Raw genomic sequence first — 25,987 nt, 5'->3', positions numbered from 1 at the left:
TCGCTGCCCAAGGGTCTTCCTATCGGCAATCGCCCTCGCAGCGACCGTCATCTATTGGCTATGAGTCCTGAGCCTAGCATCCTTTCGCTTGTTATGACGCCGGGTGGCGTCGGTTACAGGATGCGAATTAGCAGGTGGAAGTTGTGACAGTGGCGGGGTGTGTCACAACTATTTTAGCTCGTTTGTCCCGATGGCGATAGTACAGCTGCCGGTTAGCGTCTTTCGAGGCCCCAAACCCTTTCTCATGAGCTAATCTTGCGGCCTCCGAGACGTTCTTGCCAGCCTGAATCCGGTGGTCCATTTCCGCTAAGATTTGGGCACGTTGAGCCGCCAATTCCTTACGCCTAACATCATTCGCGCTTTTCGCGAATTGAAGTATTTTTTTTCCTCGAAGGGCGTCAGATTCCACCTTTGACAAGGTTAATTCCAACTCCCTGAACAAATAGCCAACGGTTATATCATCCCGCTTGGCAACAGCAGAAAAGTAGATGGCGGCTGCAAGATAAGTGATGGACGTGAAGTGGAAATTTTCACGGCAATAGTGCCACGCGACGATAGCATTCAATACTTCGAAGTTGCACTTAACGGCAAAGCGTCGCTCAAATTCTGAAACCCAATTATTCCATCCAGCTTCCGAGAAATCGAATGGCTCTGCTATAAAATTTCTAGAGTCGTCCAAGACACCTGCCAGCCAAAGGATTTTGAAGCAGGTTGATTCCGCCATTGCCGCTGGGATACTCTGGTGCCCATATCCAATAACAGCGCCAAACTCATTCACCCTGCGATCTGTTAAGCCGAACGCATAGCCGAATACGCTGGTGCCGCGTTCAGCTCTTGCTTTTTCAATGAAGGCGTCTGCCTCCTCTTCGGAAACGAATCTTCGGGTTGTGTAATATGGCTCGTTTACACCAATTCTGGTGCACAACGTGACTTTCCAGACGTCCCCCGAAATATCCTTGCCCTCTAGTTCCTCATAATAGTTGGTTACACCAAGAGGATGACCAGCATGCCCCGGTGCGTGCCGCGTCTTTCTGATATGACGTTGGTCAAGGAAGGTCTCACGTGTCTTGCCTGTAAGCTGCTCTTGCTCGAAGTCGTCCAAGTTGTAGTCGTCGGTGAATAAGTGCCTCTTGCCGGTTTTTGTCACCTGATCCTCACCACTTTTGCCCGGCCTTTGCGCGGCCTGTTAGGAATTCCGCCCATGCGGCCATCATCGCCCGGCGCTTTTCGAGCATGTCGCCACGGCGATATGCGGCCTCCACCGCATTGCTGATCCTGTGCGCAAGCGCTACCTCAGCCATTTCGCCGGGATATTGGGTGCGCTCCGCAACCCAATCCCTGAATGTGCTGCGCAAGCCATGAGGGACGGCGGGGCGCTTGTTCTGCGCATCCCGATAGCCCCCCTTTGACGTGTTGCCATCCGCTTTCGCCTTGGCCTCATGCAGCCGTTTCATAGTCGCAGACAGCGCCATATCGGAAAGCATTCCGCCGCGTGGGGCCGGAAACACCAACGGGTTATCTGCAAGCCTTGGCAGGCCCTCAAGAAGCGCCACGGCCTCCGCTGGCAGGGGCACCTTGTGTTCACGTTTCATCTTCATGCGTTCCGCCGGGATCGTCCAAAGCGCATGGGTGAGGTCGATTTCCTCCCACGTCGCACCGCGCACTTCCCCAGACCGCGCCGCCGTTAAAACAAGAAACTCCAAAGCCCAAACGCTAAAACCTGTCCGCCTCCGCAAATCGGCAAACCACGCTGGGGCATCATCCAGCATCAAGGCCGGTTGGTTGCCTGCCTTGGCGATCTTGGCTGGAGCGGGCAGAAGCTCCTTCAGGTTGCCCGCCCAGCGAGCAGGGTTGTCGCCCGAGCGGTGTCCTGCCACGGTAGCCCATGACAGAACGGCCTCAATGCGTCCTCTGAGCCGCGATGCGGTCTCGGTCTTGACGTGCCAAAGCGCTTCCCCGGCTTCGTTCACCGGTTGGTTCAGCACCCGCAATACATCCTGCACAGCGATATCCTGCACCAACATCGCCCCAATCTCGGGAAGGGCGTATTGGGTGAGGGTGTTGCGCCATTGATCACGGTGCTTTGCATTCTTGAAGGCATCCAGCTTGGCCTCAAGATAGTTTGCAACGGCATCCTCAAAAGTCAGGCCCCGGCGCTGCATCGCGATCAAGGCCGCTCGGGCGGCCTTGCGCTCTTCCACGGGATCAATGCCTTCGCGGATTTTGTCTTTGACATCCCGCGCCCTGTCTCGCGCCTGCGCAAGCGAAACCTCGGGATAGCTCCCCAATCCGATTTCGCGGCGTTTGCTGCCCACCTGAGCGCGCAACAACCACGTGCGGCCATTGTTCGGCGTTACCTGCAACATCAGGCCAGCGACGCCACCAACGGCAAAGGTTGCATTGCCGCCCGTTCCGGGATGATGCAATCGCTTCACTTCCAGCGCCGTAAGTTCTTTGGCAATACGCGGCATTTTTACACCCTCCATTGTACCCGCCTAAAACGATGCAATAAATCGCAACGAATCGCAATGGCTCGCAGCACTGGGAATCCAAACTTATCCACCTAAGCTATTGTTGTTGATCCACTAAATGCCACTGGACGCTACTTCTTGAAACCTAACTATGGCGGCCTTCGTCTCCGCCATTTCACGGCTAACCTGCTGAAATAAAACGATACTGGTTTTCGGGAAGGCCGAGAGCCGCGCCCTGGTACAGTCAACTGGTACAGTGGGGGCAAGGATGGCCACGATACCAAGGCTGGTGACACGCGGGCGAACCTTCTATTTTCGCGCCTCGGTTCCGCAGGTCAGACTCCCCCCGCGTATCAGCGTCGCTTTCAATCCGGGTGCAGCGTCGGTTCCCGCGCGGGGCGGCAAGCGGCGACGAATGCAGCGAGGATTGCGCGGTCCAATGCGGTCAGGCGGTATTCCGGGTGCCACTGGACGCCAAGGGCGAAGGGGTGGCCGGGCAGCTCGATGGCTTCGACTCCCTTGTCATCGGCCTCGGCGCTGACCGTGTATGCGCCGCTTCTGTCGAGTGCCTGCCTGTGCAGGCTGTTGACGGAGTGTCCGGGTTTGTCCCCGACCGACTTTCCGATCCGGTGCAAAAGCCCGTCATCCGCAATCCGAATACCATGGGCCAGCCGTTCGGCGATGCAGTCGCCCGCGTGATCGGGGCCATGCGGACCCGCGGTGACATCGACCACCCGACCGCCAAGCACCAGCCCCATCATCTGCAAGCCGTTGCAGATTCCCAGCACCGGTCGTTCCCGGTCGATCACAGCCCGGATCATCGCCTTGTCGAAGATCTGCCGTTCGGTGGATCCGGGATGCCCCGGAATTGACCCGGTGACGAGCAGCCCGTCGCAGAGTTCGGCGTAGCGGGGCACCGCAGCCTGGTCGAAGGGCAACAGGATCGCGGCCGCCCCGGCCTCGTTCAGCGCATCGATATAGTTTCGGCGTACCGTGTAGGTGGCCTCGCTCGGTGGCTCTGCGTCATGGTGATCGACGGTCACACCGATCAGGGGAGGAGGTTGAACACCGGGCATTTCAGCGCGTGCCCAACCTGGCCCGCCGCGACAGCAGCTTGGCAAGCATCGACAGCGGGAAGGCGATGATGAAATACATCACACCGACCCAGATGTAGATGTGAAGCGGCAGGAAATACTCCGTCGCCAGCGCGCGGCCTTCCAGAACAAGCTCGTTCACCGTGATCAGCGAGGCAAGCGAGCTGTCTTTCAGCAACGCCACGAAGGTGACGATCACCGGCGCGGCAACGATGCGCGCCACCTGCGGCAGGATGATCAGGAACAGCACCTGCCCGGGCAGGAAACCGACGCTCCGCGCGGCCTCCCACTGGCCCTTGGGGATCGCGGACAACCCGGCGCGGTACACTTCGGCCATCTGGGCCGCGAAGGCCAGGCCAAGCCCGACAACCGCCGCCGGTTCCGCATCGAACACCACCCCGATGCCCGGCAGGCCGAAATAGATCAGGAACAGGATCGCCAGCACCGGCACACCGCGAAAGAAGATCACATAGCCCTTCGCCACCCCGCGCAGCAGCGCGCTGGACGCGTCCTGCATCAGCGCCAGGACCAGTCCCACCACCGCCGCGAGGGCGAAGCCGAGCAGCGATATCCGCGCCGATACAACGGCGGCCTCTGCCAGCCGGGGGCCCCATTGATCCGCGTATTGAACAAAGACGGAGAGGAATTCAAACATCGGTCGCGCCTCCAAACCGTTTTTCAAGCCGGGCCACGCCCCAGGCCAGCGGCAGGCTCATGGCAAGATAGAGCAGCGCCGCCGAGGAATAGATCAGTGTCGTCTGGAAGGTCGATGTCACCATCGAACGGGCGTAGAACATGATCTCGGGGGCGGCGATGGCCGAAACCACCGACGTATCCTTGAGAAGTTGCAGCGCATAGTTGCCAAGCGGCGGCAACGCGACCCGGAAGGCCTGCGGCGACAGGATCAGCCAGATCACCTGCATCGGCGTCATGCCCACGGCCAGGGCCGCCTCGCTTTGACCCTTTCCAAGCGCGGAAAAGCCGGAGCGGTAGATATCGCAGGTCACGGCCGAACCGACCAGCCCCAGGCCGATGATCGCGGCGGGGATCGAGGTGATCGCAAAGCCGATGGAGGCCAGCCCGAAATAGAGAATGAACAGGTGGCTCAGCGCCGGGATGTTGCGCAGATATTCCACATAGGCGTCGATGGCGAAATTCAGCAGGCGCAGACCAGAGAACTCACGCACAAGCGCCAGCAGGAAACCGAGCGTCGCGGCAATGGTAAGCGAGGCCAGCGTCACGGTGATCGTCACCGTCGCCCCGGTCAGAAGGCCGGGCAGGATGGTTGAGGTCAGGAATTCCATGGGATCAGCCGTTCATGCGGCTCAGGAACGCCTTGGTGCGGTCCTTCTGCGGGGTTTCGATGACCTGGCGCGCCGGGCCTTCCTCTTCGATCACGCCGTCGTAGAGGAACAGCACCCGGTCAGCGACGTCACGGGCAAAGGCGATCTCATGCGTGACGATCAGCATGGTGCGGCCTTCGTCGGCCAGTTCGTGCATGACGTTCAGCACCTCCCCGACAAGTTCGGGGTCGAGCGCCGAGGTCGGCTCATCGAACAGCATCAGTTTCGGGCGCTGTGCCAATGCACGGGCGATGGCGACGCGCTGTTGCTGGCCACCCGAAAGCTGACCGGGCATCGCGTCGGCCTTCTCGGCCATGTGCACCTTGGCCAGCATCGCCTCGGCCAGGTCGCGCGCCTCGGCGGCGCTGGATTTCTGGACCTTGCGCACCGCGATGGCGATATTGTCCCGAACGCTCAGATGCGGCCAGAGATTGAAGCCCTGGAACACCATGCCCATCTGCGCCCGCTGCGGCGCGAGATCGCGGTTGTTCATCGCGCGTCCGCCCGACCCGACGCCGACACGTTCCCCGTCCAGCAGGATTTCCCCCCGCGTGGGCGTTTCCAGGAAGTTCACGCAGCGCAGGCAGGTCGACTTGCCCGACCCGGACGGGCCAAGCAGTGCGATCTTTTCGCCCGGTGACACCTCGAAATCGATGCCTTTGAGCACCTCGACCGCGCCGTAGGACTTGTGAAGCCCGCTGACGGACAGGATTGGGTTTGACATGGAAGGCTTCCTTTCACCGGGTATCCGGGGCGGCACGGGGCCGCCCCTGACGATCTTGAACCGATCGGATCAGCTGGAACACTCGGGCAGGGCGTAATCCTCGGGCCGGTCGACGCCAGCGCGGAAGTTTTCGCCGTTGGCGCTGTACCAGACATCACCGACAAGCCCGTAACGCGCGCCGATCTCGGCCATCTCGCAGCTGGACCACATTTCAAGGATGATCTCGTCAACGGCCTGGCGCAGGTCGTCATCCGCCTGGTTGAAGCCGAACACGGTCTGTCCAAGCCCGGTCAGCAGCGGGAAATCGGGGTTGTTGTCGGTGAAGGCGAGGAACTGCATGCCCCAGTCGGGGTTCTGGCTGATCGCGTAGCCGATCACCGGCGGATCGCCGATCACCGCTTCGATCCGGCCTGCCAGCAGGTCGCGGACTGCCGCATCGGACGTGTCGTAGAGGTTCAGTTCCAGCCCCGGGATCGCGCGCAGTTCGGGCACGAAGGAAAAGCCGGTGATGGTTCCCACGGTGCGCCCTTCCAGGTCGGCCAGGCTGTCCCAGTCGCTATCGACGGACTGCATGATGCCATTGCGGAAATAGTGGATCGGCTCCGACAGCGTCATGATCTGGGTGCGCTGCTCGGTCCAGCCCATGGTGCCGAGCATCACGTCGACGCGGCCCGCCTGCACCGATGCGATGGTGCCCGACCACTCCATGAGCGCCGGCGCGACATCGAGCCCCAGCCGTTCGCTGATGCGCTGCATGATTTCGCCGTCATAGCCGATCAGGTGGCCGTCCTGCCAGCCCGAGCCCGGCATGTCGCCGGTGAACGCCACCGTCAGGTGCCCGTCTTCGACCAGGTCGAAGGCTTCCGATTGCGCCAGGGTCGGCCCCGCGGCCGCCATTGCCGCGACCACGGCGGCACCGGCAATGAAATTACGCCTCTTGAACATATCAGTCTCCCTTGTTGAGCGACCCGGATCGCTGGTGCGCCCCGTGTCCGGTGCCTTTTTGGTAGCGATGTGTTTTCGGGATGGTCTTTCGGAAATCGGACATTATGTTAGGAAAACAGACTCCGAGAGGTGCCCTTGATCCCAGATCACCCGCCTAGCCCCGAATCCGACCTGTCCTATGTCGACTGGCTGGACAGGATCTGGGATGCGCGGCTGGACCGATCCGATAGCCGGTCCGTGTCGCTCACGGTTGGGATTCTGCTCTGGCCGACCTTCCCGATGATGTCGCTGACGGGCATCGTCGAAAGCCTGCGCCATGCGGGCGATTACGGCGATCATTCCCAACAGCGCTACGTCCGGTGGCACATCCTCGGGCCACCCGGCACGCGCATTCGCGCCAGTTGCGGGATCGAGGTGGGAACCACCCATGACTATGTTCACCCCGGAGAGTTTGACATTCTCTTCGTAGTGGGCGGGCTGTTGAAAGACATCGACGCCGCACCGGCGGCACATCGGCGCTACATCCACGCGGCCCATAGGGTCGGTCGCACCATCGCCGGTGTCTGCACCGGCAGCTTCATCCTTGCGCAGGAAAAGCTGCTCGACCGGCAGATTGCCTGCATCCACCCCTATCACGAGGCGGATTTCAAACTGCACTTCCCCAATCACCGGGCAACGACCCGTTCCGATTACGAAGGGGACGAGGGCATCGTGACGATCCCCGGCGGTATCTCGATCCTGTCATTCATGACGCGGCTCATCCGCGATCATTTCGGGCCGGACAGGGCCGCAAAGGCGGTACACCAGTTGTCCCTGACAGAAGGCACGGGGCTTGGGGAACTGCAACGCGTGGGCCTGTCGCGTCATATCGAGGCCACGGATCCAAGGGTGCAGAAGGCGCTCGTCATGCTGGACCAACGCGCGACCGAAACCCCCCGGATCGGCCAGATCGCCGCGTCACTTGGGCTGACGGAGCGGCATTTCCTGAGGCTGTTCAAGGCACAGGTCGGCATGTCGCCCAAGACCTACATGATCGACATGAAGCTGAGGGCCGCGGTCTGGATGCTGCGCAACAGTGCCAGATCGGTGACCGCCATCGCCTATGCCGCAGGCTTTTCAAGCGCTGCAAGCCTGTCGGGACATTGCGCCCGCCGCCTGAACGCTACGCCGAGCCAGATCCGTGCAGGTCGGCTGGATCTCTGACTTTGCCGTCGCTCCGGTAGACATCACTTCAAGCGGGACCGCTGCGCTGATGGCGTGGCGGGATTCCGATGCGGAACGAGGCAGATGGTCCGTTTCGCAACTGTGTCTGGTCAGAATTGGCCTCGCGGAGACTTCGGTGCCCTGAGCCTCTGGTCACGCGACACCTTTTGCGGTGCGGCATATTGTGCTGCGGCGCGGAATTCTGGCTTTGTAGCGGCGGGTATGCATGAAAATTAACCGTCGACTCGCTTGATTATGCGCGCACTTGGCCCTTTCATGGGCACGAGGACCGGCACGCGACCGGCCAAGACAGGGAGAATTCACATGCGTATCCTGCAATCCACGGCGCTTGCGCTGGTTCTGGGCAGCACCGCCGCCTTTGCCACCACGACCGACATCACGATCGGCATGCAGCTGGAGCCGCCCAATCTGGACCCGACCTCTGGAGCCGCTGCCGCGATCGACGAGGTGACCTATGCCAATATCTTCGAAGGGTTGACCCGCTTTGCGTCTGACGGGTCGGTCATTCCGGGCCTCGCCGAAAGCTGGGACATTTCCGAAGACGGGCTGACATACACCTTCCACCTGCGTGACGGCGTCATGTTCCATGATGGCACCAGCTTCACCGCCGAAGATGCCGTCTTCAGCCTCGACCGTGCCCGCGCGGAAGGCTCCACCAATGCGCAGGGCGGGCTCTTCGCCGGGATCGACAGTGCCGAAGCCGTGGATGACACCACGCTTGTGGTGACGCTGTCCGCCCCCAATGGCAGTTTCCTGTTCAACATGGCCTGGGGCGATGCGGTGATGGTTGCGCCCGAAAGCGCCGAGACCAACGCCACCAACCCCGTGGGCACCGGCCCCTTCCGCTTCAGCGAATGGGTGCAGGGCGACCGGGTGGAACTGGTCCGCAACGAGGACTACTGGGGTGACCCGGTGGCGCTGGAGGCCGCGACCTTCCGCTTCATCTCCGACCCCAACGCCGCCTTCGCCGCGATGATGGCGGGCGATGTGGATGCCTTCCCGGTCTTCCCAAGCCCCGAAACGCTGGCCCAGTTCGACGCCGACCCGCGCTTCAACGTGATCGTCGGCTCGACCGAGGGTGAAACCATCCTGTCCACCAACAACATGGCCGATCACCTGTCCGACGTTCGCGTGCGCCAGGCCATTGCCCATGCGATCAACCGCCAGGACATCATCGACGGGGCCATGTTCGGCTACGGCACCCCCATCGGCACCCATTTCGCGCCGCATAACCCCGACTATGTCGATCTGACCGGCATGTCAGAGTACAACCCCGACCGCGCCCGCGAACTGCTGGCCGAGGCCGGGGCCGAGGGCATCACCCTGCGCCTGATGCTGCCGCCGCCGTCTTATGCGCGGCGTGGGGGCGAGATCGTGGCCGCGCAGCTGCGCGATGTGGGGCTGGATGTTGAGATCACCAACCTTGAATGGGCACAGTGGCTGGAACAGGTGTTCCGCGGCCATGACTTCGACCTGACCATCGTCAGCCACACCGAGCCGATGGATATCGGCATCTACGGGCGCGAGGACTACTACTTCCAGTATTCCTCGGACGCGTTCAACGCGGTGATGGAGGAACTCAACGCCACCACCGACCCGGCGGGCCGTTCTGCGCTGCTGCAACAGGCGCAGCGGATCATCGCCGAGGACTATGTGAACGGCTACCTGTTCCAGCTGGCCAAGACCGGTGTCGCCAATGCCGATATCGAGGGGTTGTGGGAAAACTCGCCCACCCAGGCCATCGACCTGACCGGGGTCCGCTGGACCGACTAAGGTCTGCCCCGCAGACAACCCCCGCCGCGAGGCGGGGGTTTTTCTTTGCAACGATTGCCCCGATGACTCCTCACCAGACCACCCGCGTGAACAAGGTGCTGCCCGGCGTTCTTCTGAGCCTGCTGGCGATCCTTCTGTTCGACCTGATGGGGCTGATCATCAAACACTTGTCCGGCACCTATGGCGCGGCAGAGCTGTCGGCATGGCGCAACCTGTTCGGTCTGATCCCGGCCAGCATCGCGCTGTGGTCGACACGGAACTGGCACGCAGGAGGGCGCAAGCTGCGCCTCAGGCAATGGCAGATTCCGGTCATTCGGGGACTCGCGGTGACCGTCGCGCAATTCTGCTTCTATCTTGCGCTCGGGCGGCTGGCTTTCGCCACGGCGGCCACGATCTCCTATTCCAACGCTTTGTTCATTCTCGTGTATTCGGTCCCTCTCCTGGGCGAACGGGTGGGCCTTTTCCGCTGGTCTGCCGCGCTTGTGGGGTTTGCCGGTGTGGTGATGGTGATGGGACCGGGGCGCGACAGCTTCACATGGGAGGCGCTGCTGCCCCTCATCGCTGCCGCGCTCTATGCTTTCGCCGGCGTATCCTCTCGGATGATGGACGAAGACGTGCCAAGCCCGCTGATCAACCTATGGTCCTCGTCAGTCTCTGCGATCGGGGCCTTTTCGCTTGCCATGGCGCTTGGCGGATTCACCGCGCCCGCGTCTGTGGCCGATATGGGCTGGATCCTGCTGATGGGGCTCTGCGGCGGATCAGCGGTGCTGAGCATGGTGGTGGCCTACCGCATGACCGAACCCGGAAACCTTGCCCCCTTCGCCTATCTGGGCATTCCAACGGCCTTCGTGCTTGGTTGGCTGTTCTTCGGGGAAAGCCCGTTTTCAGACCTGTTTCCGGGGGCCATCCTGATCATCGTGGGTGGGTTGATGATCCTCTGGCGGGAACGGCGCATGGCGCGACAGACCTGATCCGGGCGGGACCAAATTCCTTGCAAGGAATTTCCAAGGATCTTGCAAGATCCTTTCCCCCGCTCAGATGGCCACCGGTGCGCTGTCATCCTCATCGGCGATATCCAGAACCACCGCCCCGCGCCGGTGGCGCCCTTCCACATGGAGATAGCCGTCGCGGATCCGGTCAAACGGATATACCCGGTCGATCAGCGGCTTCAGATGCCCCTCGACCACCAGGCTTGAAAGCTTCTGCACTCCGTCCCGGCTGTCGCCGTTGACATGCAGTTTCATCCGGGGCCCGCGCCCCAGGCCGGACCATATCGCCCGAGGCACATCGCCCAGTCCGAAGTTCAGCGGCAGAAACAGCCCGTTTGGCGCAAGGATGCGCTTGGCCGACCGAAAGTCCATTGCACCGACAGTGTCGAAAACCACGTCGAACATCGTATCGCGCTGGCTGACATCCTCTGTCTGGTAATCCACGGTCTCTTCGGCGCCAAGCGCCCGGACATAGGACAGGTTCTCGCCGCTGGCGACGCCCGTGACCTCGGCCCCCAGCCACCGGGCGATCTGCACTGCGTAGCCGCCAACCCCGCCCGAAGCCCCAACGACCAGCACCCGCTGACCCGGCTGCACATCGGCCACGTCTCGCAAGAACTCCAGCGCGCACAGCGCCCCGAAGGGCAGGGCAGCCGCCTCTTGGTCCGACAGGCCACCGGGAATGGCGGCAATCGCGCCTTCTGCCGACATCGTCATGTATTCCGCATGCGCCCCGAAGCCGCTGAACCCGAACACCCGGTCACCGGGTCTGAAGCGGGTCACGCCCGCGCCGACGGCGTCGACCACACCGGCGAAATCCCCGCCCAGAACCGGTTTGCGCGGGCGAAATAGCCCGGTCATCAGCCGCCCCGGCAGCCACAGACCACCGGGAAAGGCCGAGGCGCGCAACCGCCAGTCCGCCGTGGTGATTCCGGCCGCCGTAACACGGACCAGAACCTCGCCCTCCGCCGCTTCCGGCCGAGGCATTTCGAACGGTCCCACAACCTCGGGGCCGCCATATCGCTGATAAACCATCGCTTTCATTTTCGGTCTCCTTCATCTCTGTTGAGGCGGGAATAGACCAATGGCTATCATGCGTGAATTGAGAGAATATGCAATCGAACCATGCATTATTGCATGATGGTGAAGATCCTCATGAAAAAGCCCCCGCCGGATCGCTCCGCCGGGGGCCACGCCTGATTAAATGAGCTTACATCGGCGGGATGGCGAAGAACATGGTCTCGCCCGAGTGGTCGTCGACGCCGTCATTGTCGGTGGATACCCACATCGTGCCATCGGGCATGATCGCGAGGCCCTCGATCTTGTCCAGCACATAGCCGCCGGTCGAGGTCAGGTAGGGGATCAGATCCACGACCAGCTCATGCTCCACCACCGGCAGATCGCCGCCAAGCGGTGCGGGCACCATGTCCGCCAGGGCCACGCGGGTGATCAGCTTGGTCACGGCATTGGCGCCGATCTGGTTGTCGCGCTCGATCAGGTAGACATAGTCGCCATGGGCCACGATCTCTGACAGGCCGACCCAGCCGGTTTCGGGATCGGTCAGTTCGTAGCGCACCGCGCCCCAGTCGCCGGTCGTGGTGTTGTAGGCCACCAGCTTGACGTGGTTTTCCGGGTCGTCGCCCCATTCGCGCTGGACGGCCATCCACAGGGTGTCGCCCACCATGGTGATGCCCTCGAAGCCGAAACGGCGTTCCACGGCCAGCAGTTCCGCGGGCAGCGGGATCGACTGCTCGATCTCGCCATCGGCGCTGATGTGGTAGATCCCGTGCGGGATCATCCGGTCGGTGCGCCCTTCCGAGGCCACCCAGAAGCCGCCTTCACCGTCCAGCGTGATGCCTTCCATGTCCAGCATCTGGGCCGGGCGGCCACCGCGGGTCACCGGGATCGTGTCGATGATCTGAGAGGGGCCGTCCATCGACGGATCAATGACGAAAATCGTCGGCTGGAAGCCGTAGAAGCTGTCATTGACCGCGTAGATCAGGCCGGTTTCCGGATCGGCCACCATGCCGGAAATCGCGCCCCATCCCGTCAGCTCGTCCATGCCGGCGCTGGTCAGATGCGGGTAGACCGCCGGTGCGTCCTGGTATTCGTAGATCATGACATGGCTGCGCGCCGCGCCGTCTTCCAGTCCGTCGACCTCATTGGCCGAGATCAGCAGCCCGCGCTCGGGGATCACCACATAGCCTTCCGGACCGATGCCCGAGGGCAGGAGCTGATCCAGCACCGGATTGGCCGGGTCGGTCACGTCATAGACGCCCACCACGCTGGCCCGTTCGGCCCCAACGAAGACATAGGGCGTGCCGCCGAAAACCCCGAAGGTTACCGATTCCGGCTCTACGCCCTTGGCGTCGGACCGGCGGTCGGGATAGTGGCCGATCTGGACGATCGCATGTTCGAAGGAGGCCCCGGATTCGTGAACGATCGTGCCGTCCTGATGGAAGATCGTCCAGCCGCGCGACCCGCCATCCATGTCGCCTTCATTGGCGGTGGCGAAGTGGCTGTCGTCGATCCAGGTCACCGCATCGGGTTCGCGCGGGCGACCGGGCTGGCTGCCGTCAAAGACCAGCGCGGCGCGTTCGTCCACGGTGTCGATGCCTTCGAGGTCCACCGCTCCGGCCGAGAAGTGGCTCAGCACCTCGCCAGCCGCGTTGAGAACCACGATGTGATTGTTTTCCTGTAGGGTCACGACGATCTCGTTTTCGCCGTTGATCGAGACGAATTCGGGCTCCGGATCTTCCGGCGAGACCTCGGCCAGACCGGTGATGTCAGCCGTGATCATCGCGTCGCAATCCATGACGCCATCGGACAGCGGCACAATGGCGACGTAGCCCGCGGGCATCTGGCCGGTGCGGCCGTCGCCCAGATCCTCGTCGCGCTCGTTCTCGATGGCAACGGCGATAAAGCTTGCATCCGGCGCGGCGGCGACGCTGTCGGGCTGGCCGCCGAGGTCACAATCGCCCAGGGCGGTGCGGCTGTCGACATCCAGCGCCAGCAGGTGGCCCGAGGTGTTGACGTAATCGGCTGAGGTGTTGACCCCGACATAGGCGGTCTGACCGATGACGCTGACCGAGGTCGGCTCTCCGTCAAGGGCCACGACACCGGCGGCAATCGGTGTGGCGGGGTCGGTGATGTCGATGAAGCCAAGGACTTCGGCGGGGCTGTCGGTATAGACCAGCGTCATGCCATCGGCAGTGGCGGCAATGATCTCGGACGAGGATTCCTCTGCATCCGGCGTGTTTTGCGCCACGGCAAACGAAGCGATGCGGTTGAAGTTCATATCTGCCAGTGCGGGGCCAGCCATCAGGACGGCGGCGGTGCCAAGCAGAACGGTGCGATAGGTCATGTGTTGTCTCCAGCGGTTGGACATCTCCCCGTGCCGCAGACATGTGACACCAGGATCACGTCAGCATGAAAGGCTTGTGAAACCCTGCCTCGCGGCGGGGTCGCAGGGGTGGCGCGTCGCCTTTCGGAAGAGCACCGTGATGAGCATATTCTGGCAGGATGTGAGAGGCGTTGCGACAAGCGGCTAGGCACAGAATGCAACAGATATTGTCAAATTCATTAGATGCGAATAATTTATTGCAATACGGGGATTCGAAGGGTATTGCGCTGACATGGCTTCGGGTGGCACGGGATCGACCCGTGTTTGTTTATCGGGCCTCTCAAACGGGTCGGGCAAAGAGGAAAACGCTATGTATAAAGGATTTGGCCTGTTCGTGGGCGGGGCATGGCGCGGATCGGATCAGCGGGCCGAAGTGGAATCCCCGGTCACCGGGAAATTCCTTGGCGCGGTTCCGACTGCCCGCCCCGAAGACACGGTTGCCGCAATAGATGCCGCTGCAAAGGCGCTGCCTGCTCTTGTCGAGATGGGCGGGTTTGCCCGAGCCGACGCATTGCACCGGATTGCCGACGAAATGGCCGCGCGGGCGGATGAAGCGGCGCGGATGATCTCTGCCGAGACCGGCAAGCCGATCGCGCAATCGGGCCGTGAATGGGTGCTCTCGGTCGATCAGTTCCGCTGGTACGCCGAAGAGGCCCGGCGCATCTACGGGCGCGTCGTGGAAAGCCGCGTGCCCGGTGGTCGGTTCGAGGTAACGCGCGAACCGGTCGGCATCGTCGGGGCCTTCACCGCATGGAATTTCCCCGCTTCGCTACCCGCCCGCAAGCTTGCGCCAGCGCTAGCGGCGGGCTGTCCGGTGGTGCTGCGGCCCTCGTCCCAGACGCCGGGTGTGGCGATGGTGATGGTCGACTGTATTCGCGCGGGCGGGCTGCCGGACGGGGCGGTTAACCTCGTGGTGGGCACAACGGCAAACACCTATGGCCCGGTGATGGCGGACCCAAGGGTGCGCAAGGTGTCTTTGACCGGTTCAACCCGCGTGGGTCAGCAGATGATCAGAGATGCCGCCGCAACTGTGAAGAAGGTCTCGATGGAACTGGGCGGCAATGCGCCTTTGATCATTTATGACGATGCAGATCTTGATATGGCGCTTGATATGACCGTGCCCGCCAAGTTCGCCAATGCCGGGCAGGTCTGTGTCACGCCGGACCGTTTCTTTGTCCATGACAGCCTGCATGACACTTTCGTCGCCGAATTCGCCCGTCGCGCCGCTGCGATCCGGCTCGGCGACGGGCTGGACCCGGACACCGAGATGGGGCCGCTGATCAATGCGGGGCGACTGGAGGAGATTGACGCTATCGTACAGGACGCGGTGGCCGCTGGCGCGACGCTGGAAACGGGTGGCCAGCGGGCATCCGGCTTCAACGCGGGGCATTTCTACGAACCCACTGTGCTTAGCAATGTCGCCGATGACATGCGTGTCTTTGCCGAGGAAAACTTCGGCCCCATTGCCGCGATCACGCGGTTCACCGACGAGGACATGGTGCTGGCCCGCGCCAATGCCTCGCCCATGGGGTTGTCGGCCTATGCCTTCACCCGCTGCCCCTCTCGCGCAAGGCGCACGACGCGGACGTTGAAATCGGGCATGGTGGGGATAAACAGCTTTGCGCTGGCAGCGTCCGAAGCGCCGTTTGGCGGCACCAACTTCTCGGGCCTCGGGCGGGAAGGCGGCAGCGAGGGGATCGAGGACTATCTCGACACCAAGCTGGCACAGATCGTGTTCTGAAGGGGGACATCATGCAGAAAAACAAGCTCAAGGCCCTGTGGTCCAACGGACAGCCCGCGCTGAATGGCTGGTGTTCCATTGGCAATCCCTTCACCGCAGAGATCATGGCCGCGCAGGGCTATGACAGCGTGACCATCGACATGCAGCACGGGGCGCTGGACTACGCCGCCGCCCTGCCGATGTTTCAGGCGATGAAGGCGTCGGGGGCGACCTTGATGGCGCGGGTGCCGTGGCTCGACCCTGCCGCGATCATGAAGGCGCTGGATGCGGGGGCCATGGGCATCATCTGCCCGATGATCAACACCGCGGAAGAGGCCGCACGGTTCGTCAGCTACATGCGCTATCCGCCCCTTGGGCAACGCAGTTTCGGCCCCACCCGCGCCGCCGTGGCGATGCCGGGCTATGGGGTTGCCGCCAATGACGAGGTGCTGGCGCTGGCGATGATCGAAACCGCCGAGGGCATGGAAAACCTGGAGGCAATCGCCGCGACGCCGGGTCTGGATGGCATCTATGTCGGCCCTGCCGATCTGACCCTTGGCACGCAACAGGGGCGGCTGCCACCGGGCTTCGACCGCGAGGAACCCGAGATGCTGGAGCTGATCCAGCGCATTTCCGACACCTGCCGTGCCAATGGCATCCGCGCCTGCATCCATTGCGGAACACCGGACTATGCCGCGCGGATGATAGGCATGGGCTATGCGCTGACCACGGTATCGGGCGATTCCCGCCTGCTGGCCGGGGCTGCGGCCGCGTCGGTTACCGCATGGCGGGACCGGGTGGGGCAGGATGCGAAAGTCGCCGACACCGGAGGGACGTACTGATGCCCCGTCTTCTGGTCGCGGGAAAGCTGCACCCGGCGGGTGAGGCCCGGATCGCCGAATTGCGTGCCGAGGGGGTCGAGGTGGATTATGTCGAGGAAATCTCCGAAGCCTCCTACCTACCCCATATTGCCACCGCCGACGCACTTGTCCTTCGGACGCAACCCCTGACGGCAGAAACCATCGTCAAGGCCCCGAACCTCAAGGTCGTATCGCGCCACGGGGTGGGCTATGACGCGGTCGATCTCAAGGCGCTGACCGCGCGGGGGATCGCCCTGACCATCGTGGGCGATGTCAACTCCACCTCGGTCGCCGAACAGGCGATGATGTTCCTGCTCGCGGCCTCCAAACGGGTTTTACGGGCGGATCGCGCTGTGCGCGACCCTGCCCAATGGGGCTGGCGCAACCGGCTGGAACAGCAAGAGATTTCGGGCAAGACCCTGCTGATCGTGGGCTATGGCCGGTCGGGCCGCAAGCTGGCAAAGATGGCGGCGGCGTTCGATATGCAGGTCCGCGCCCATGACCCCTATCTGGAACGCATGGGCTGGCCCGACGGGCCGGTGCGCCCCGTTGCGCTGCACGAGGGGCTGGCATGGGCCGACTGCATCTCGGTCCATATCCCGAAAAGCGACCGACCGATCCTGGGCGCGGCGGAACTGCAGCGCTGCAAGCCCGGCGTGATCATCGCCAACACCGCACGGGGCGGCGTGATCGACGAGGCCGCATTGGCGGATGCCTTGACCAACGGCCAAGTCGGCGGTGCGGGCGTTGATGTGTTCGAAACGGAACCGCCCGACGCGGAAATGCCCTTGGCGGGTTGCGATACCGCCCTTCTGACCCCCCATGTGGCGGGGCTGACGGCTGAAGCCAGCGAGCGTATGGCGCTGGCATCCCTTGAAAACGCGCTTGGGTTCCTTGATGGAACCATCGAGCGAAGCCTGATTGTAAACGCAGAGGTGATTGATGTCTGACCGCAAGACACTCCGAGTGGGGCTGATCGGCACCGGCTTCATGGGGCAGGCCCATGCGCTTGGCTATGCAACGGCAGAGAAGGTCTTTGACCTGCCCTTTGGCCTGTCGTTGCACAAGGTTGCGGATGTGACAGAGGAGGCCGCCGCGAAGGCCGCCAAACGCTTCGGGTTCGATGGCTGGACCACCGACTGGCGCGACCTGCTGACCGACCCCGAGATCGACGTGATCGACATCACCGCCCCCAATGCGCTGCACAAGGAAATGGCGCTGGCGGCGATTGCGGCGGGCAAGCATGTCTATTGCGAGAAGCCGCTTGCACCACTGTCAGCCGACGCGCAGGAAATGGCCACCGCCGCCAAGGCCGCCGGGGTCGTGACGCAGGTCGGGTTCAACTACCTGTGCAATCCGATGATGGGGCTGGCCAGGCAGATGATCGAGGCGGGTGAACTGGGCGAGATCCGCAGCTATCGCGGCATCCATGCAGAGGACTACATGACCGATGCCAGTGCCCCCCATTCCTTCCGCACCGATCCGGCGGGCGGCGGTGTGCTGGCCGATCTGGGAAGCCACGCGTTGGCCACTGCGGAATTTCTGCTAGGGCCGATCACCCGCGTGATGGGCGATTGCGTGACGGCCATCGACAGCCGCCCTGATCGCAACGGGACCGCTGCGCCAGTGCTGGTTGATGACGTCTCGCGCGCCTTCCTGCGCTTTGAAAACGGCGCGTCCGGGTCCATCGAGGCCAACTGGATCGCCACGGGCCGCAAGATGCAGCATGACTTCGAGGTTTACGGCTCCAAAGGGGCTCTCATCCTCAGCCAGGAGCGGTTGAACGAACTGCATTTCTATTCCACCGACGACGCCCCCGGTCGGCGCGGGTTTCGCAAGATCGAAGCCGGGCCGGAGCATGACCCGTATGGGCTTTTCTGCGTCGCGCCGGGCCATCAGATCGGGTTCAACGATCTCAAGGCCATCGAGATCGCAGGCTATGTCGGGGCAATTGCCGGTCAACAGTCGGAACCCTTCGGGTTCGACGCCGGGACTCGTATCCAGCATCTGGTGGAAACGATCCTCGCATCCTCTGCCGATGGGGGCTGGAAAGCGGTCTGATCCGGCCTGTCGAGGAAGCCGAGGCTGCGCCATTCCCCACGCGCCCCGTGCGCGGAGATGAAGCCCGTCCAGAGGCTACCCGGTGTCCGGTCCGGCCAGCCGCGCGAAATCCTGCATGTCGGCGGCGGCCTCCCGGATGGCCAGCGACAGCAGGTCGGCGCCGTGTTCGGGCCGGGCCAGTTCCGACCATGACCCGACTCGACCGCAGGGAAATTCGGCGCGGTGTTCTTCCGGTGGTCCGTGACGGTCGCCCGCATGGGCGGCGCGGAAAGCGGCGTCGAGCGCCCTTGGTGCGGGCAGGGGAGGGCGCTCGATCCGGCGGTGCCGGGCCTGGGTGATCGCGATCTCGGACGGGGTGGCGTGCATGCCTTCCCAGTCGCCGTAGAGGCGTTGCCTCAGGGCATTCGTTTCGGGGTAGTCCCACCACGAGCGGATGCGCATCGACAGGGGCGCGGTGTCAGCTAGCGCGCGCATCGGGGCGAGGTTGGCCCCGTGCCCGTTCAGAACGTAGAGCCGCCGGAACCCATGGGTGGCGAGCGCGGCGATGATGTCGGACAGAAGGGCTGAAAAGGTCGTCTCCGAGACCGAGATCGTGCCGGGGAAGGCCATGTTGAACGGGGCGGGCGTGTAGGCCACCGGCGGCAGCATGATCGCGCCCGAAAGCGCCGCCGCGCCCTCGGCCACGGCGGTGGCGCAGAGCGCGTCCGTGCCGATCAGCCCGATCGGCCCGTGCTGTTCGGTGGAGCCAACGGGCAGCACCGCGTCGTCACGGGTTTCAAGATAGGCGCCGACCTCTTCCCAGCTCATTTCCTGCAGGATCATGCGGCCCCCGTCTTCTGAGCGGCCCAATCGGCAAGCACGGCCCGGTAGGTGGCAAGATGGGGCGCCGTGGCGGGCACCCCGTCGCCCGCCCGGATCAGCGCGGGCTGGGGCAGGTGGAGCCCAAGAACCTCGTCCAGTGTTCCCAGAACCGCGCCCACGGCCCAGAGCCCGCAATCGGGCAGGCCGGGGTGGGAAAAGCCGGAAAGGAACGGCCCATCCCCGGCAAGCTTCTCCAGCATTTCCAGCGGGCGCAGGATCGCGTTGCGCGCGGCTTCTGGCACGGGCTGTCCGGCCCCGACCAGCGGGAACAGCGCGCGCACCGCCGGTTCCAGCCGCGTATCGACCAGCCGCGAGAGGGCACGGGCGCGTGCCCTTGCCCGAGGCTCGCGCGGGAGCAGAGGGCGCCCGATGCCGGTCTCATCCAGGTATTCGACGATGGCGTCGGACTCGGTCAGCACGAAATCGCCCTCCACCAGCGCCGGGATCGTCCCTTGCGGCACGAGCGCCCGGTAGGTGGCGCTGGCATAGCCGCCCGGCGGCGGCGTTTCCGGCAGATCGATCTCCTTCAGGGCCAGCGCCAGCCGCAGCTTGCAGCTGTAGACGCTGATCGGAAGGCCGTAGAGGATGCGCTCAACCCCGGCCATGAACGCCCGTCCCCATCCGCCGTTCCATCACCCTGACGCCCCAGGACACCAGCAGGATCAGGATCAGGTATTCCAGCACGAGGAAACTGTAGATTTCCAGCGGGCGGAATTCCGTCAGCGTCAGCTCGTTCGCGCGGCGCGTCAGTTCCTGGAAGCCGATGACGGAGACCAGCGACGACATCTTGAGGATGTAGACATACTGGTTGCCGAGCGCGGGCAGAACCGCGCGGATCACCTGCGGCAGGATCACCAGCCGCATCGTCTGCCATGGTGACAGGCCGAGACTGCGCGCGGCTTCGCCCTGACCGACCTTGATGGATTGCAGGCCCGAGCGGAAGATTTCCGAGGTGAAGGCGCTGTCCGAGATCGCAAGACAGATCAGGCCCGTGAGGAAGACCCCGAACTGGATGCCGGTCAGCGACGGCAGGCCGTAATAGACCCACAGGATCATGACCAGCAGCGGGATCGAGCGGAAGAATTCCACATAAACCCGGCTCAGGCGATGCACCCACCGGCGCTTCGATATGCCCATCAGTGCCACCAGGAGCCCGATGGCCAGCGAGATCATCATTGCCAGGGTCGAGATCGAGATCGTCGCCCAGAACCCCATAAGCAGGAACGAGAGGTTGGCTTGCCCCCGCCCGTCGGCAGGCGACAGGATATACCAGGCGAACGTATAGCCCCCGCCCGAACCGGAGCCCGAGCAGCCAGCAAGGACCAGCACCGCAACCGCAAGGAGCGCTGGCAGCCGCCAGCGCCCCCGGGCTTCGAAAGAAGCTTTGGTCATGTCTTGCTCAGCTCTGGCCAAGCCACCGGCGGTTGAGCCCGTCAAAGAAGCCCTCGGTCCGTTTCAGCGTGACCCAGGTGTTGACGAAGTTCAGCCAGACCTGATCGTCCTGCGCCACGACGTAGGCGAAGGGCCTGCGGTTGCGCATCTCGGAGCCGGGCACGAGGATGCGCAGCTCCGGGAAGCGCGACACGAGCGTCCCGCCCTCGACATTCGAGGTGATGGTAACGTCGGCACGGCCCGACAGAACCTCCTGGAAACCGGTTGCGGGCGACTGCACCCCCTGGATGTCTGCATCGGGGAAATGGGCGCGGGCCTGTTCCTCGAACACGGTGCCCATGGACACCGCAACCCGCACGCCGGCCTGGTTGATCGATTCCCAGGTTTCGAAGCGGCCTGCATTTCCGGCCAGCGACAGCGGCACTGTCCCCGCCTCGGTATAGGGCACCGAGAACGCCGCAACGCGCGCGCGAGAGACATTGACCGACGCGCCCGAGAAGATGTCATAGCGGTCGGCGGCGATACCTGCGGTGATCGTGGCCCATTCGGCGACCACCCATTCGATCTCGACCCCGAGATCGGCGGCAAGCTGCGTCATCGCCTCGATGTCATAGCCCGCGCGGCTGTTGGTGGCCGGGTCGCGGAAGGACATCGGGTTGAAGTCCCCGGTGGTGCCGACCCGCAAGGTGCCGCTGCTGAGAATGCGCGCAAGGCGCGATTCCGCGATATGGGCCTCGGCCGGTGTGGTGCTGGCCAGCATCACCCCCCCGGTTCCGAGCGCGGCAGCAACGAAAACATCCCTTCTGTTCATGATTGTCATCCCCTGTTGTTGTGTGTTGGTAACGAAGCCCCGTGGCAACACGCCCAAGAGCGGCCTTGATCCCGCACCGGAAGACGTGGCCGGGGCAGGCTTTCCGTGTGTCTGACCGGTGATCTCGCATCATTCCGGTCGTGTCGGGGTCGGACAGCCCCCCGGTGTCTCAGGAACTCAGAAGTCAGGTTCGCCCGTTGGTCCCGAGAATACATCATAGGGCGATATTCCCGGTGGGAAAGGTTGCGGTGTGGCAGCCTTTGAAAAGCCTGCGCAAGGCGGCGGGGCCAGGCACAAATCCAGCGCTACGGTGACGCGTCGCCATGTTCCGACCCCTAGGTGCGTTGCGTGGTGTTTAACATGCTTGCAGGTGATGCAATATCGCGTCAAGAAAAATGTCAGCGAGTTCGAAATTGTGATCAGGGAGGACAGCCAGTGCTGAACAGCCAATCCCGCCCGCCTTGCCTTCGGCGGGTTCGGAACGCTTTGCTGGATCTGTGGCACGATCTTGGTCGAACAAATGCCGACACGGAATGCCTGACCTGTCGGCCCGAACCGAACCCCTGGCAGAGTTGACTATCGGTATGAAAGGGCCTGGGTTCGGGTGGCGGTGATTTCTGCCGCCAGTTCAGGTGATTTTCCGCGCGATGTCATGGAGTTCACAACGCGTTTCCGGCGATGCCGCGCCGGTGCGGGACCAACCCGGAGCGGCAAAATCCTGAAGATGCACGCACCACGCGAAATAGCGCGGCGCGTGCATCTCATCCGTGAGTGTTTGGGTGCGGATCAGTTCTTGGTTTTCGCAGCCGGATGCAGGAAATCTATCCAGTACGGAGCAGGCTCCGACGCGGACCGGCGGCGGGTGCCGGGAAACAGATCGCGCAGATCGAATGCAGCCATGAGAAAGCTGAAGGCGTGCAGGTTATGGGGCGTGTTGGGCATTGGGGGCTGTCTTTCGGAAAGAAGGGAGGTTCAGCCCGCGCCTCTACGCGTCTGCCTGATTTTTCACCACAGTTGAATCCGCAACCCCGGATTGCCCTGCCTGCAATGGTTTGATGCTCAAATGATCCCGCGGGTCAGCTCTTCCGGGGTGGCCTCCGCGGTCCAGAAGGCCCGTGCTTCGGGCGGCAACTTGTCCAGAACCCGCGCCAGATCGGCGCTGTTCATCACCCGCCACAGCGCGAAGGCCGTGGCCTCGATGGCGTTGTCAGGCGTCAGGTTGTGATGGCGACGCAGCGCCTGCGCCTCGCGCGTCATCTCGGCCCGCGTGCCAAAGGGCAGGGACGGCGCGGTCACGTCCCAGTTGCGGATGAAGATAGCCGCCAGCACGGAGGGCAGGGCGCTGGCAAACAGAATGCCCTGGTCCGGCGTCAGACGGCGTCGGAAAGTATGAAACACGCCATCGACCGCCGTATAGGCCATGTTGTCCGATTCCAGCCCCATCCTCTCTTTCGCGTCATCCAGAAACGCCCGGAATTCCCGGCTGGCATGACGATAGGTCCATGGCATCGGCATGGGGCGCCCCCTCAGGTCAGCAGTTCCCGCAAGGTCAGGGCCATCACCTTGGCGCTGTCCATCATGTCCTGCACCCCGACCCATTCGTCGGGCTGGTGGGCAAGGTCCAGAATGCCCGGTCCATAGGCGATGCAGTTCTTCAGCTTGCCGATCCGGTCGATATGTTTCTGATCATAGGTGCCCGGTGACACCACGAATTCCGCCTGCTTGTGCAGAACTTTCTCGATCGCCGCCTGAACGGTTTTCACGACCGGGGCGTCCTCGTCCGTCATCGAGGGGATCACTTCGAACAGATCGCGGATGTCATACTCGAAATTCGGGCGGCTGGCCTTGATCCCTTCCAGCATCCGGGCGACCTCGGCCTTTACCTCGGTCAGATCTTCCTCGATCAGGAAGCGCCGGTCGATCACGATGCGGCAGCGGTCTGCGACGCAGGGCGCGGGCAGGCCGGTGTAGTCCGCGTCCTGTTCCGGCTCGCCCCCATGGATCGAGTTCACATTGAGCGTGGATTGCTTGGCCCCTTCGGGCACCACCGGCATCTCCGTGCGCTTGCCAGCAAGCAATGGGTAAAGCGTGCGCTCCATCTCCTCCAGCACCGCGCCCATATGGCGGATGGCGCTGTCACCGAGGAAGGGCATGGAGCCATGGGCGATGCGCCCCTTGGTCTCGATTTCTGCCCACCAGACGCCGCGATGACCAAGGCAGATGCGGTCCTTGTTCAGGGGCTCGGGGATGATCACATGCTGGACCTTCTCGGGCGAGAACCAGCCATGTTCCGCCAGATAGGCCACCCCGCCATAGCCGCCCGATTCCTCGTCGGCCGTGGCGCTGATCTCGATGGCGCCGGAATAGTCGGGGAAAGCCGCGATGAATGCCTCCGCAGCAATCACCGACGCCGCCAGCCCGCCTTTCATGTCGCAAGTGCCGCGCCCGTAGATGCGCCCGTTCTTCAGCTCGCCGCCGAACGGGTCGGTGGTCCAGCCATGGCCCACTTCGACCACGTCATGATGGCTGTTGAAATGCACACACTCGCCGGTGCCGCCTGCCCCCTGATGGCGCGCCACCATGTTCCAGCGCTGATATTTCTCGCTGTCGGCGGGTGCCCCACGGGCGCGGATCATGTCCACGTGAAACCCCTTGCGGCGCAGCCGGTCGCCAAGGAAATCACAGATATCGTGGTAGTGCAGCCCCGGCGGGTTCAGCGTGGGGATGCGCACAAGGTCTTGCGTCAGGGCAATCAGGTCCGCCTCGCGGGCGGCAATCTCTGCAAACAGGCGGTCAAGGCTGGGATCATCTCTCATGGGCTGCACTTTGCGCCCAAGGCCATCATGCCGCAAGCCCTCGCATTTGGCTTGGCGCTTCCCATCTGACAGGGTAGGGAAAGGCCATTCGACGGGAAGGATTTGACCGATATGAGATGGGTTCGCTGGATTGTCCTGCTGCTGATCGCGCTCTTCATTGGCGGGTTCCTGCACTACACGCTGCCTGGCCGCGACATCGTGCGGATCACGGGGACCGAGATCATCCGGGCGGACCTCTCTGGCTGGAACCGGATGTTCTATGCCCGCTCGGACACCGGAAACACCGACGGCACCAACCGCGATCTGCGGCTGATCAACACGACCCAGCCCGATGGCGATGTCAGCGTCTATCGCAACGAGGACACCGGCTTTGGCTGGCCACCCTATTTCAAGCTCGACAGTTCCAACCTGCACGCGGAGGCCGCGGATCTGACCAGCACCTCGGCCAATCCGCAATGGGTGATGATCACGCACTACGGCTGGCGCATGCCGGCGCTGTCGATCTATCCCAATGCGGTCGCGATCCGCGCGGTGGACGGTCCCGACGCCAGCGTCTTCCCGTGGCTCAATATCGTGATCCTCGTTCTGCTGGCCGCGTTCCTGTTCTTCCTCTGGCGGCTCTGGGAACGGTTCGAGGACCGCGTGATCGACCCAACGGTCGATTGGGTTCTGGTCCGGTGGGCCAAGCTGAAGGACCGCGTCTCGGGGCGCTGAAGGTTTCGATCATCCCGGCTCGGGCAGGCGTTTGACTGGGCCGCGCGTGCAGCTTCAGGAAGGCAGCGTCCTGTAGCTGGCCGGTTCCATGATGCGCAGGAACTGCACGGCCAGCACCCTGGCGGCATTGTCCCTTGCAATGCGGGTCAGGCAAAGAAGCCCTGTATGACGGTCGCAGGCCAGCGCGACGGAGTCGCCCATGCTGGTGACCTCGGCATGCAGCCGGTCCTCCAGTGTTGCCGTAGGGAGATTGAGCGCGTGGAGGAGGGGCAGGAACTCCACCGGCTGATCCTCGTCCATCGCGGGTACCAGCCCGGCATCAATCAGGATCACTTCCAATGCGATCCGCTCTCCACCGGATTTGAGCGTTCGACCAAGCGCCTGCACCCGGCCCGAGAAGAATTCCCGCTCCGCGTCAACCGGGTCACGCAGGTCCAGCCGGGCGCGAAACGGCTCAAGCGGCAGGGGGGTCGCATCAGGCAGGAACAGGCGGCGCAGGTCCGGCGGGGCAGAAGGCTTTGCCGGTTCGGGGTCTGCCACCACGGTGCCGCGCCCCGGTTTGCGACTGAGATGGCCCATGGCCTCGACCGACATCAGCGCACGGCGCATGGTGCCCTGACTGACGCCGAATTCCTCGGCCAGTTCAAACTCATTCCCAAGGCGCATGCCGGCGGGCCACTCGCCGGATGCGATCCGGCGCAACAGTTCGGTCTCGGCTTGCTGGTACAGGGGCACACGGGCCATTGTCGTCTCCGGTCTTTCTTGTAGAGGATCTGGCCCGCGGGC

Annotated in this window: 25 protein-coding genes; 8 read left to right on the top strand and 17 right to left on the bottom strand. The window is 63.3% G+C overall.

What is annotated here, in order from left to right; genetic code table 11:
- Positions 1-127 precede the first annotated feature (127 nt).
- From RBB16_RS11005 to RBB16_RS10975, 7 genes are all read right to left on the bottom strand, one after another.
- Positions 128-1,147, bottom strand: a complete 1,020-nt coding sequence (locus RBB16_RS11005) for a hypothetical protein (RefSeq protein ID WP_306046220.1) — start codon at positions 1,145-1,147, stop codon at positions 128-130.
- Positions 1,148-1,154: 7 nt separating this feature from the next.
- Complete coding sequence (locus RBB16_RS11000; RefSeq protein ID WP_306046219.1) at positions 1,155-2,471, bottom strand: site-specific integrase; 1,317 nt, start codon at positions 2,469-2,471, stop codon at positions 1,155-1,157.
- A 365-nt stretch (positions 2,472-2,836) separates the two neighbouring features.
- Positions 2,837-3,547 carry a gamma-glutamyl-gamma-aminobutyrate hydrolase family protein gene (locus tag RBB16_RS10995; RefSeq protein WP_306046218.1) on the bottom strand — a complete coding sequence of 237 codons (711 nt, stop codon included), beginning with the start codon at positions 3,545-3,547 and terminating at the stop codon, positions 2,837-2,839.
- Position 3,548: 1 nt separating this feature from the next.
- Positions 3,549-4,220 (bottom strand): amino acid ABC transporter permease, encoded by a 672-nt coding sequence (locus RBB16_RS10990; RefSeq protein ID WP_306046217.1) that lies wholly within the window; start codon positions 4,218-4,220, stop codon positions 3,549-3,551.
- A complete protein-coding gene (locus RBB16_RS10985; RefSeq protein ID WP_306046216.1) occupies positions 4,213-4,869 on the bottom strand; it encodes an amino acid ABC transporter permease in 657 nt (218 codons plus the stop codon). The genes RBB16_RS10990 and RBB16_RS10985 overlap by 8 nt, the downstream gene beginning before the upstream one ends.
- Before the next feature lie 4 nt (positions 4,870-4,873).
- Entirely contained in the window at positions 4,874-5,632 is a 759-nt protein-coding gene (locus RBB16_RS10980) for an amino acid ABC transporter ATP-binding protein (RefSeq protein ID WP_071689096.1), read from the bottom strand.
- 69 nt (positions 5,633-5,701) lie between these two features.
- On the bottom strand, positions 5,702-6,577 hold the full coding sequence (locus RBB16_RS10975) for an ABC transporter substrate-binding protein (protein WP_306046215.1): 876 nt from the start codon (positions 6,575-6,577) through the stop codon (positions 5,702-5,704).
- Between the two features lie 135 nt (positions 6,578-6,712).
- On the opposite strand from RBB16_RS10975, the gene RBB16_RS10970 reads away from it, so the two are divergent.
- The 3 genes from RBB16_RS10970 (at position 6,713) to RBB16_RS10960 (ending at position 10,545) form a co-directional block, all read left to right on the top strand.
- On the top strand, positions 6,713-7,780 hold the full coding sequence (locus tag RBB16_RS10970; RefSeq protein WP_306046214.1) for a GlxA family transcriptional regulator: 1,068 nt from the start codon (positions 6,713-6,715) through the stop codon (positions 7,778-7,780).
- Positions 7,781-8,104: 324 nt separating this feature from the next.
- On the top strand, positions 8,105-9,574 hold the full coding sequence (locus tag RBB16_RS10965; RefSeq protein ID WP_306046213.1) for an ABC transporter substrate-binding protein: 1,470 nt from the start codon (positions 8,105-8,107) through the stop codon (positions 9,572-9,574).
- Between the two features lie 62 nt (positions 9,575-9,636).
- Positions 9,637-10,545 carry a DMT family transporter gene (locus RBB16_RS10960; protein WP_306046212.1) on the top strand — a complete coding sequence of 303 codons (909 nt, stop codon included), beginning with the start codon at positions 9,637-9,639 and terminating at the stop codon, positions 10,543-10,545.
- A gap of 63 nt (positions 10,546-10,608) precedes the next feature.
- Here the strand turns inward: RBB16_RS10960 and RBB16_RS10955 are convergent, their stop codons facing one another.
- Positions 10,609-11,607, bottom strand: a complete 999-nt coding sequence (locus tag RBB16_RS10955; RefSeq protein WP_306046211.1) for an NAD(P)-dependent alcohol dehydrogenase — start codon at positions 11,605-11,607, stop codon at positions 10,609-10,611.
- A gap of 166 nt (positions 11,608-11,773) precedes the next feature.
- A complete protein-coding gene (locus RBB16_RS10950; protein WP_306046210.1) occupies positions 11,774-13,927 on the bottom strand; it encodes an esterase-like activity of phytase family protein in 2,154 nt (717 codons plus the stop codon).
- 349 nt (positions 13,928-14,276) lie between these two features.
- On the opposite strand from RBB16_RS10950, the gene RBB16_RS10945 reads away from it, so the two are divergent.
- The 4 genes from RBB16_RS10945 to RBB16_RS10930 are packed head-to-tail and all read left to right on the top strand — an operon-like array spanning position 14,277 to position 18,607.
- Positions 14,277-15,707, top strand: coding sequence for an NAD-dependent succinate-semialdehyde dehydrogenase (locus RBB16_RS10945; protein WP_306046209.1), 1,431 nt, complete (start codon positions 14,277-14,279; stop codon positions 15,705-15,707).
- An 11-nt stretch (positions 15,708-15,718) separates the two neighbouring features.
- Positions 15,719-16,528, top strand: a complete 810-nt coding sequence (locus RBB16_RS10940) for an HpcH/HpaI aldolase/citrate lyase family protein (RefSeq protein ID WP_306046208.1) — start codon at positions 15,719-15,721, stop codon at positions 16,526-16,528.
- On the top strand, positions 16,528-17,496 hold the full coding sequence (locus RBB16_RS10935) for a hydroxyacid dehydrogenase (protein ID WP_306046207.1): 969 nt from the start codon (positions 16,528-16,530) through the stop codon (positions 17,494-17,496). Before RBB16_RS10940 ends, RBB16_RS10935 begins: the two co-directional genes overlap by 1 nt.
- Positions 17,489-18,607, top strand: coding sequence for a Gfo/Idh/MocA family oxidoreductase (locus RBB16_RS10930; protein WP_306046206.1), 1,119 nt, complete (start codon positions 17,489-17,491; stop codon positions 18,605-18,607). The genes RBB16_RS10935 and RBB16_RS10930 overlap by 8 nt, the downstream gene beginning before the upstream one ends.
- A 75-nt stretch (positions 18,608-18,682) precedes the next feature.
- Here RBB16_RS10930 and RBB16_RS10925 read toward each other — a convergent pair whose 3' ends face one another.
- The 7 genes from RBB16_RS10925 to RBB16_RS10895 form a co-directional block, all read right to left on the bottom strand.
- Positions 18,683-19,429: a creatininase family protein gene (locus RBB16_RS10925; protein ID WP_306046205.1), complete on the bottom strand. Its 747-nt coding sequence runs from the start codon at positions 19,427-19,429 to the stop codon at positions 18,683-18,685.
- A complete protein-coding gene (locus tag RBB16_RS10920; protein WP_306046204.1) occupies positions 19,426-20,073 on the bottom strand; it encodes a glutathione S-transferase family protein in 648 nt (215 codons plus the stop codon). The genes RBB16_RS10925 and RBB16_RS10920 overlap by 4 nt, the downstream gene beginning before the upstream one ends.
- Positions 20,060-20,860: an amino acid ABC transporter permease gene (locus RBB16_RS10915; RefSeq protein WP_306046203.1), complete on the bottom strand. Its 801-nt coding sequence runs from the start codon at positions 20,858-20,860 to the stop codon at positions 20,060-20,062. Before RBB16_RS10915 ends, RBB16_RS10920 begins: the two co-directional genes overlap by 14 nt.
- Positions 20,861-20,867: 7 nt before the next feature.
- On the bottom strand, positions 20,868-21,671 hold the full coding sequence (locus RBB16_RS10910; protein WP_306046202.1) for a transporter substrate-binding domain-containing protein: 804 nt from the start codon (positions 21,669-21,671) through the stop codon (positions 20,868-20,870).
- Positions 21,672-22,457: 786 nt separating this feature from the next.
- A complete protein-coding gene (locus RBB16_RS10905; RefSeq protein WP_306046201.1) occupies positions 22,458-22,613 on the bottom strand; it encodes a hypothetical protein in 156 nt (51 codons plus the stop codon).
- A 117-nt stretch (positions 22,614-22,730) separates the two neighbouring features.
- Positions 22,731-23,186, bottom strand: coding sequence for a DUF2267 domain-containing protein (locus RBB16_RS10900; RefSeq protein ID WP_306046200.1), 456 nt, complete (start codon positions 23,184-23,186; stop codon positions 22,731-22,733).
- Between the two features lie 11 nt (positions 23,187-23,197).
- The gene (locus RBB16_RS10895) at positions 23,198-24,487 is read right to left on the bottom strand and encodes an acetylornithine deacetylase/succinyl-diaminopimelate desuccinylase family protein (RefSeq protein WP_306046199.1); all 1,290 of its coding nucleotides are present in this window, start codon (positions 24,485-24,487) and stop codon (positions 23,198-23,200) included.
- Between the two features lie 111 nt (positions 24,488-24,598).
- On the opposite strand from RBB16_RS10895, the gene RBB16_RS10890 reads away from it, so the two are divergent.
- Positions 24,599-25,201 carry a DUF1523 family protein gene (locus tag RBB16_RS10890; RefSeq protein ID WP_071689083.1) on the top strand — a complete coding sequence of 201 codons (603 nt, stop codon included), beginning with the start codon at positions 24,599-24,601 and terminating at the stop codon, positions 25,199-25,201.
- Between the two features lie 54 nt (positions 25,202-25,255).
- Here RBB16_RS10890 and RBB16_RS10885 read toward each other — a convergent pair whose 3' ends face one another.
- Positions 25,256-25,945 carry a GntR family transcriptional regulator gene (locus RBB16_RS10885; RefSeq protein ID WP_306046198.1) on the bottom strand — a complete coding sequence of 230 codons (690 nt, stop codon included), beginning with the start codon at positions 25,943-25,945 and terminating at the stop codon, positions 25,256-25,258.
- Positions 25,946-25,987: the final 42 nt, after the last annotated feature.

This window comes from Nioella sp. MMSF_3534 (assembly GCF_030732985.1).
GTDB lineage: Bacteria > Pseudomonadota > Alphaproteobacteria > Rhodobacterales > Rhodobacteraceae > Nioella.
This window is presented reverse-complemented; position numbering and strand designations above follow the sequence as displayed.

Excerpts from the sequence above, each read along its gene's own strand:
- RBB16_RS11000 (WP_306046219.1), bottom strand. The coding sequence starts at position 2,471 with ATGCCGCGTATTGCCAAAGAACTTACGGCGCTGGAAGTGAAGCGATTG.
- RBB16_RS10900 (WP_306046200.1), bottom strand. The coding sequence starts at position 23,186 with ATGCCGATGCCATGGACCTATCGTCATGCCAGCCGGGAATTCCGGGCG.
- RBB16_RS10945 (WP_306046209.1), top strand. The coding sequence starts at position 14,277 with ATGTATAAAGGATTTGGCCTGTTCGTGGGCGGGGCATGGCGCGGATCG.
- RBB16_RS10985 (WP_306046216.1), bottom strand. The coding sequence starts at position 4,869 with ATGGAATTCCTGACCTCAACCATCCTGCCCGGCCTTCTGACCGGGGCG.
- RBB16_RS10980 (WP_071689096.1), bottom strand. The coding sequence starts at position 5,632 with ATGTCAAACCCAATCCTGTCCGTCAGCGGGCTTCACAAGTCCTACGGC.
- RBB16_RS10965 (WP_306046213.1), top strand. The coding sequence starts at position 8,105 with ATGCGTATCCTGCAATCCACGGCGCTTGCGCTGGTTCTGGGCAGCACC.
- RBB16_RS10955 (WP_306046211.1), bottom strand. The coding sequence starts at position 11,607 with ATGAAAGCGATGGTTTATCAGCGATATGGCGGCCCCGAGGTTGTGGGA.
- RBB16_RS10935 (WP_306046207.1), top strand. The coding sequence starts at position 16,528 with ATGCCCCGTCTTCTGGTCGCGGGAAAGCTGCACCCGGCGGGTGAGGCC.
- RBB16_RS10990 (WP_306046217.1), bottom strand. The coding sequence starts at position 4,220 with ATGTTTGAATTCCTCTCCGTCTTTGTTCAATACGCGGATCAATGGGGC.
- RBB16_RS10995 (WP_306046218.1), bottom strand. The coding sequence starts at position 3,547 with ATGCCCGGTGTTCAACCTCCTCCCCTGATCGGTGTGACCGTCGATCAC.
- RBB16_RS10930 (WP_306046206.1), top strand. The coding sequence starts at position 17,489 with ATGTCTGACCGCAAGACACTCCGAGTGGGGCTGATCGGCACCGGCTTC.
- RBB16_RS10960 (WP_306046212.1), top strand. The coding sequence starts at position 9,637 with ATGACTCCTCACCAGACCACCCGCGTGAACAAGGTGCTGCCCGGCGTT.
- RBB16_RS10905 (WP_306046201.1), bottom strand. The coding sequence starts at position 22,613 with ATGCCCAACACGCCCCATAACCTGCACGCCTTCAGCTTTCTCATGGCT.
- RBB16_RS10925 (WP_306046205.1), bottom strand. The coding sequence starts at position 19,429 with ATGATCCTGCAGGAAATGAGCTGGGAAGAGGTCGGCGCCTATCTTGAA.
- RBB16_RS10890 (WP_071689083.1), top strand. The coding sequence starts at position 24,599 with ATGAGATGGGTTCGCTGGATTGTCCTGCTGCTGATCGCGCTCTTCATT.
- RBB16_RS10940 (WP_306046208.1), top strand. The coding sequence starts at position 15,719 with ATGCAGAAAAACAAGCTCAAGGCCCTGTGGTCCAACGGACAGCCCGCG.
- RBB16_RS10915 (WP_306046203.1), bottom strand. The coding sequence starts at position 20,860 with ATGACCAAAGCTTCTTTCGAAGCCCGGGGGCGCTGGCGGCTGCCAGCG.
- RBB16_RS10885 (WP_306046198.1), bottom strand. The coding sequence starts at position 25,945 with ATGGCCCGTGTGCCCCTGTACCAGCAAGCCGAGACCGAACTGTTGCGC.
- RBB16_RS10895 (WP_306046199.1), bottom strand. The coding sequence starts at position 24,487 with ATGAGAGATGATCCCAGCCTTGACCGCCTGTTTGCAGAGATTGCCGCC.
- RBB16_RS10920 (WP_306046204.1), bottom strand. The coding sequence starts at position 20,073 with ATGGCCGGGGTTGAGCGCATCCTCTACGGCCTTCCGATCAGCGTCTAC.
- RBB16_RS10950 (WP_306046210.1), bottom strand. The coding sequence starts at position 13,927 with ATGACCTATCGCACCGTTCTGCTTGGCACCGCCGCCGTCCTGATGGCT.
- RBB16_RS10975 (WP_306046215.1), bottom strand. The coding sequence starts at position 6,577 with ATGTTCAAGAGGCGTAATTTCATTGCCGGTGCCGCCGTGGTCGCGGCA.
- RBB16_RS10910 (WP_306046202.1), bottom strand. The coding sequence starts at position 21,671 with ATGAACAGAAGGGATGTTTTCGTTGCTGCCGCGCTCGGAACCGGGGGG.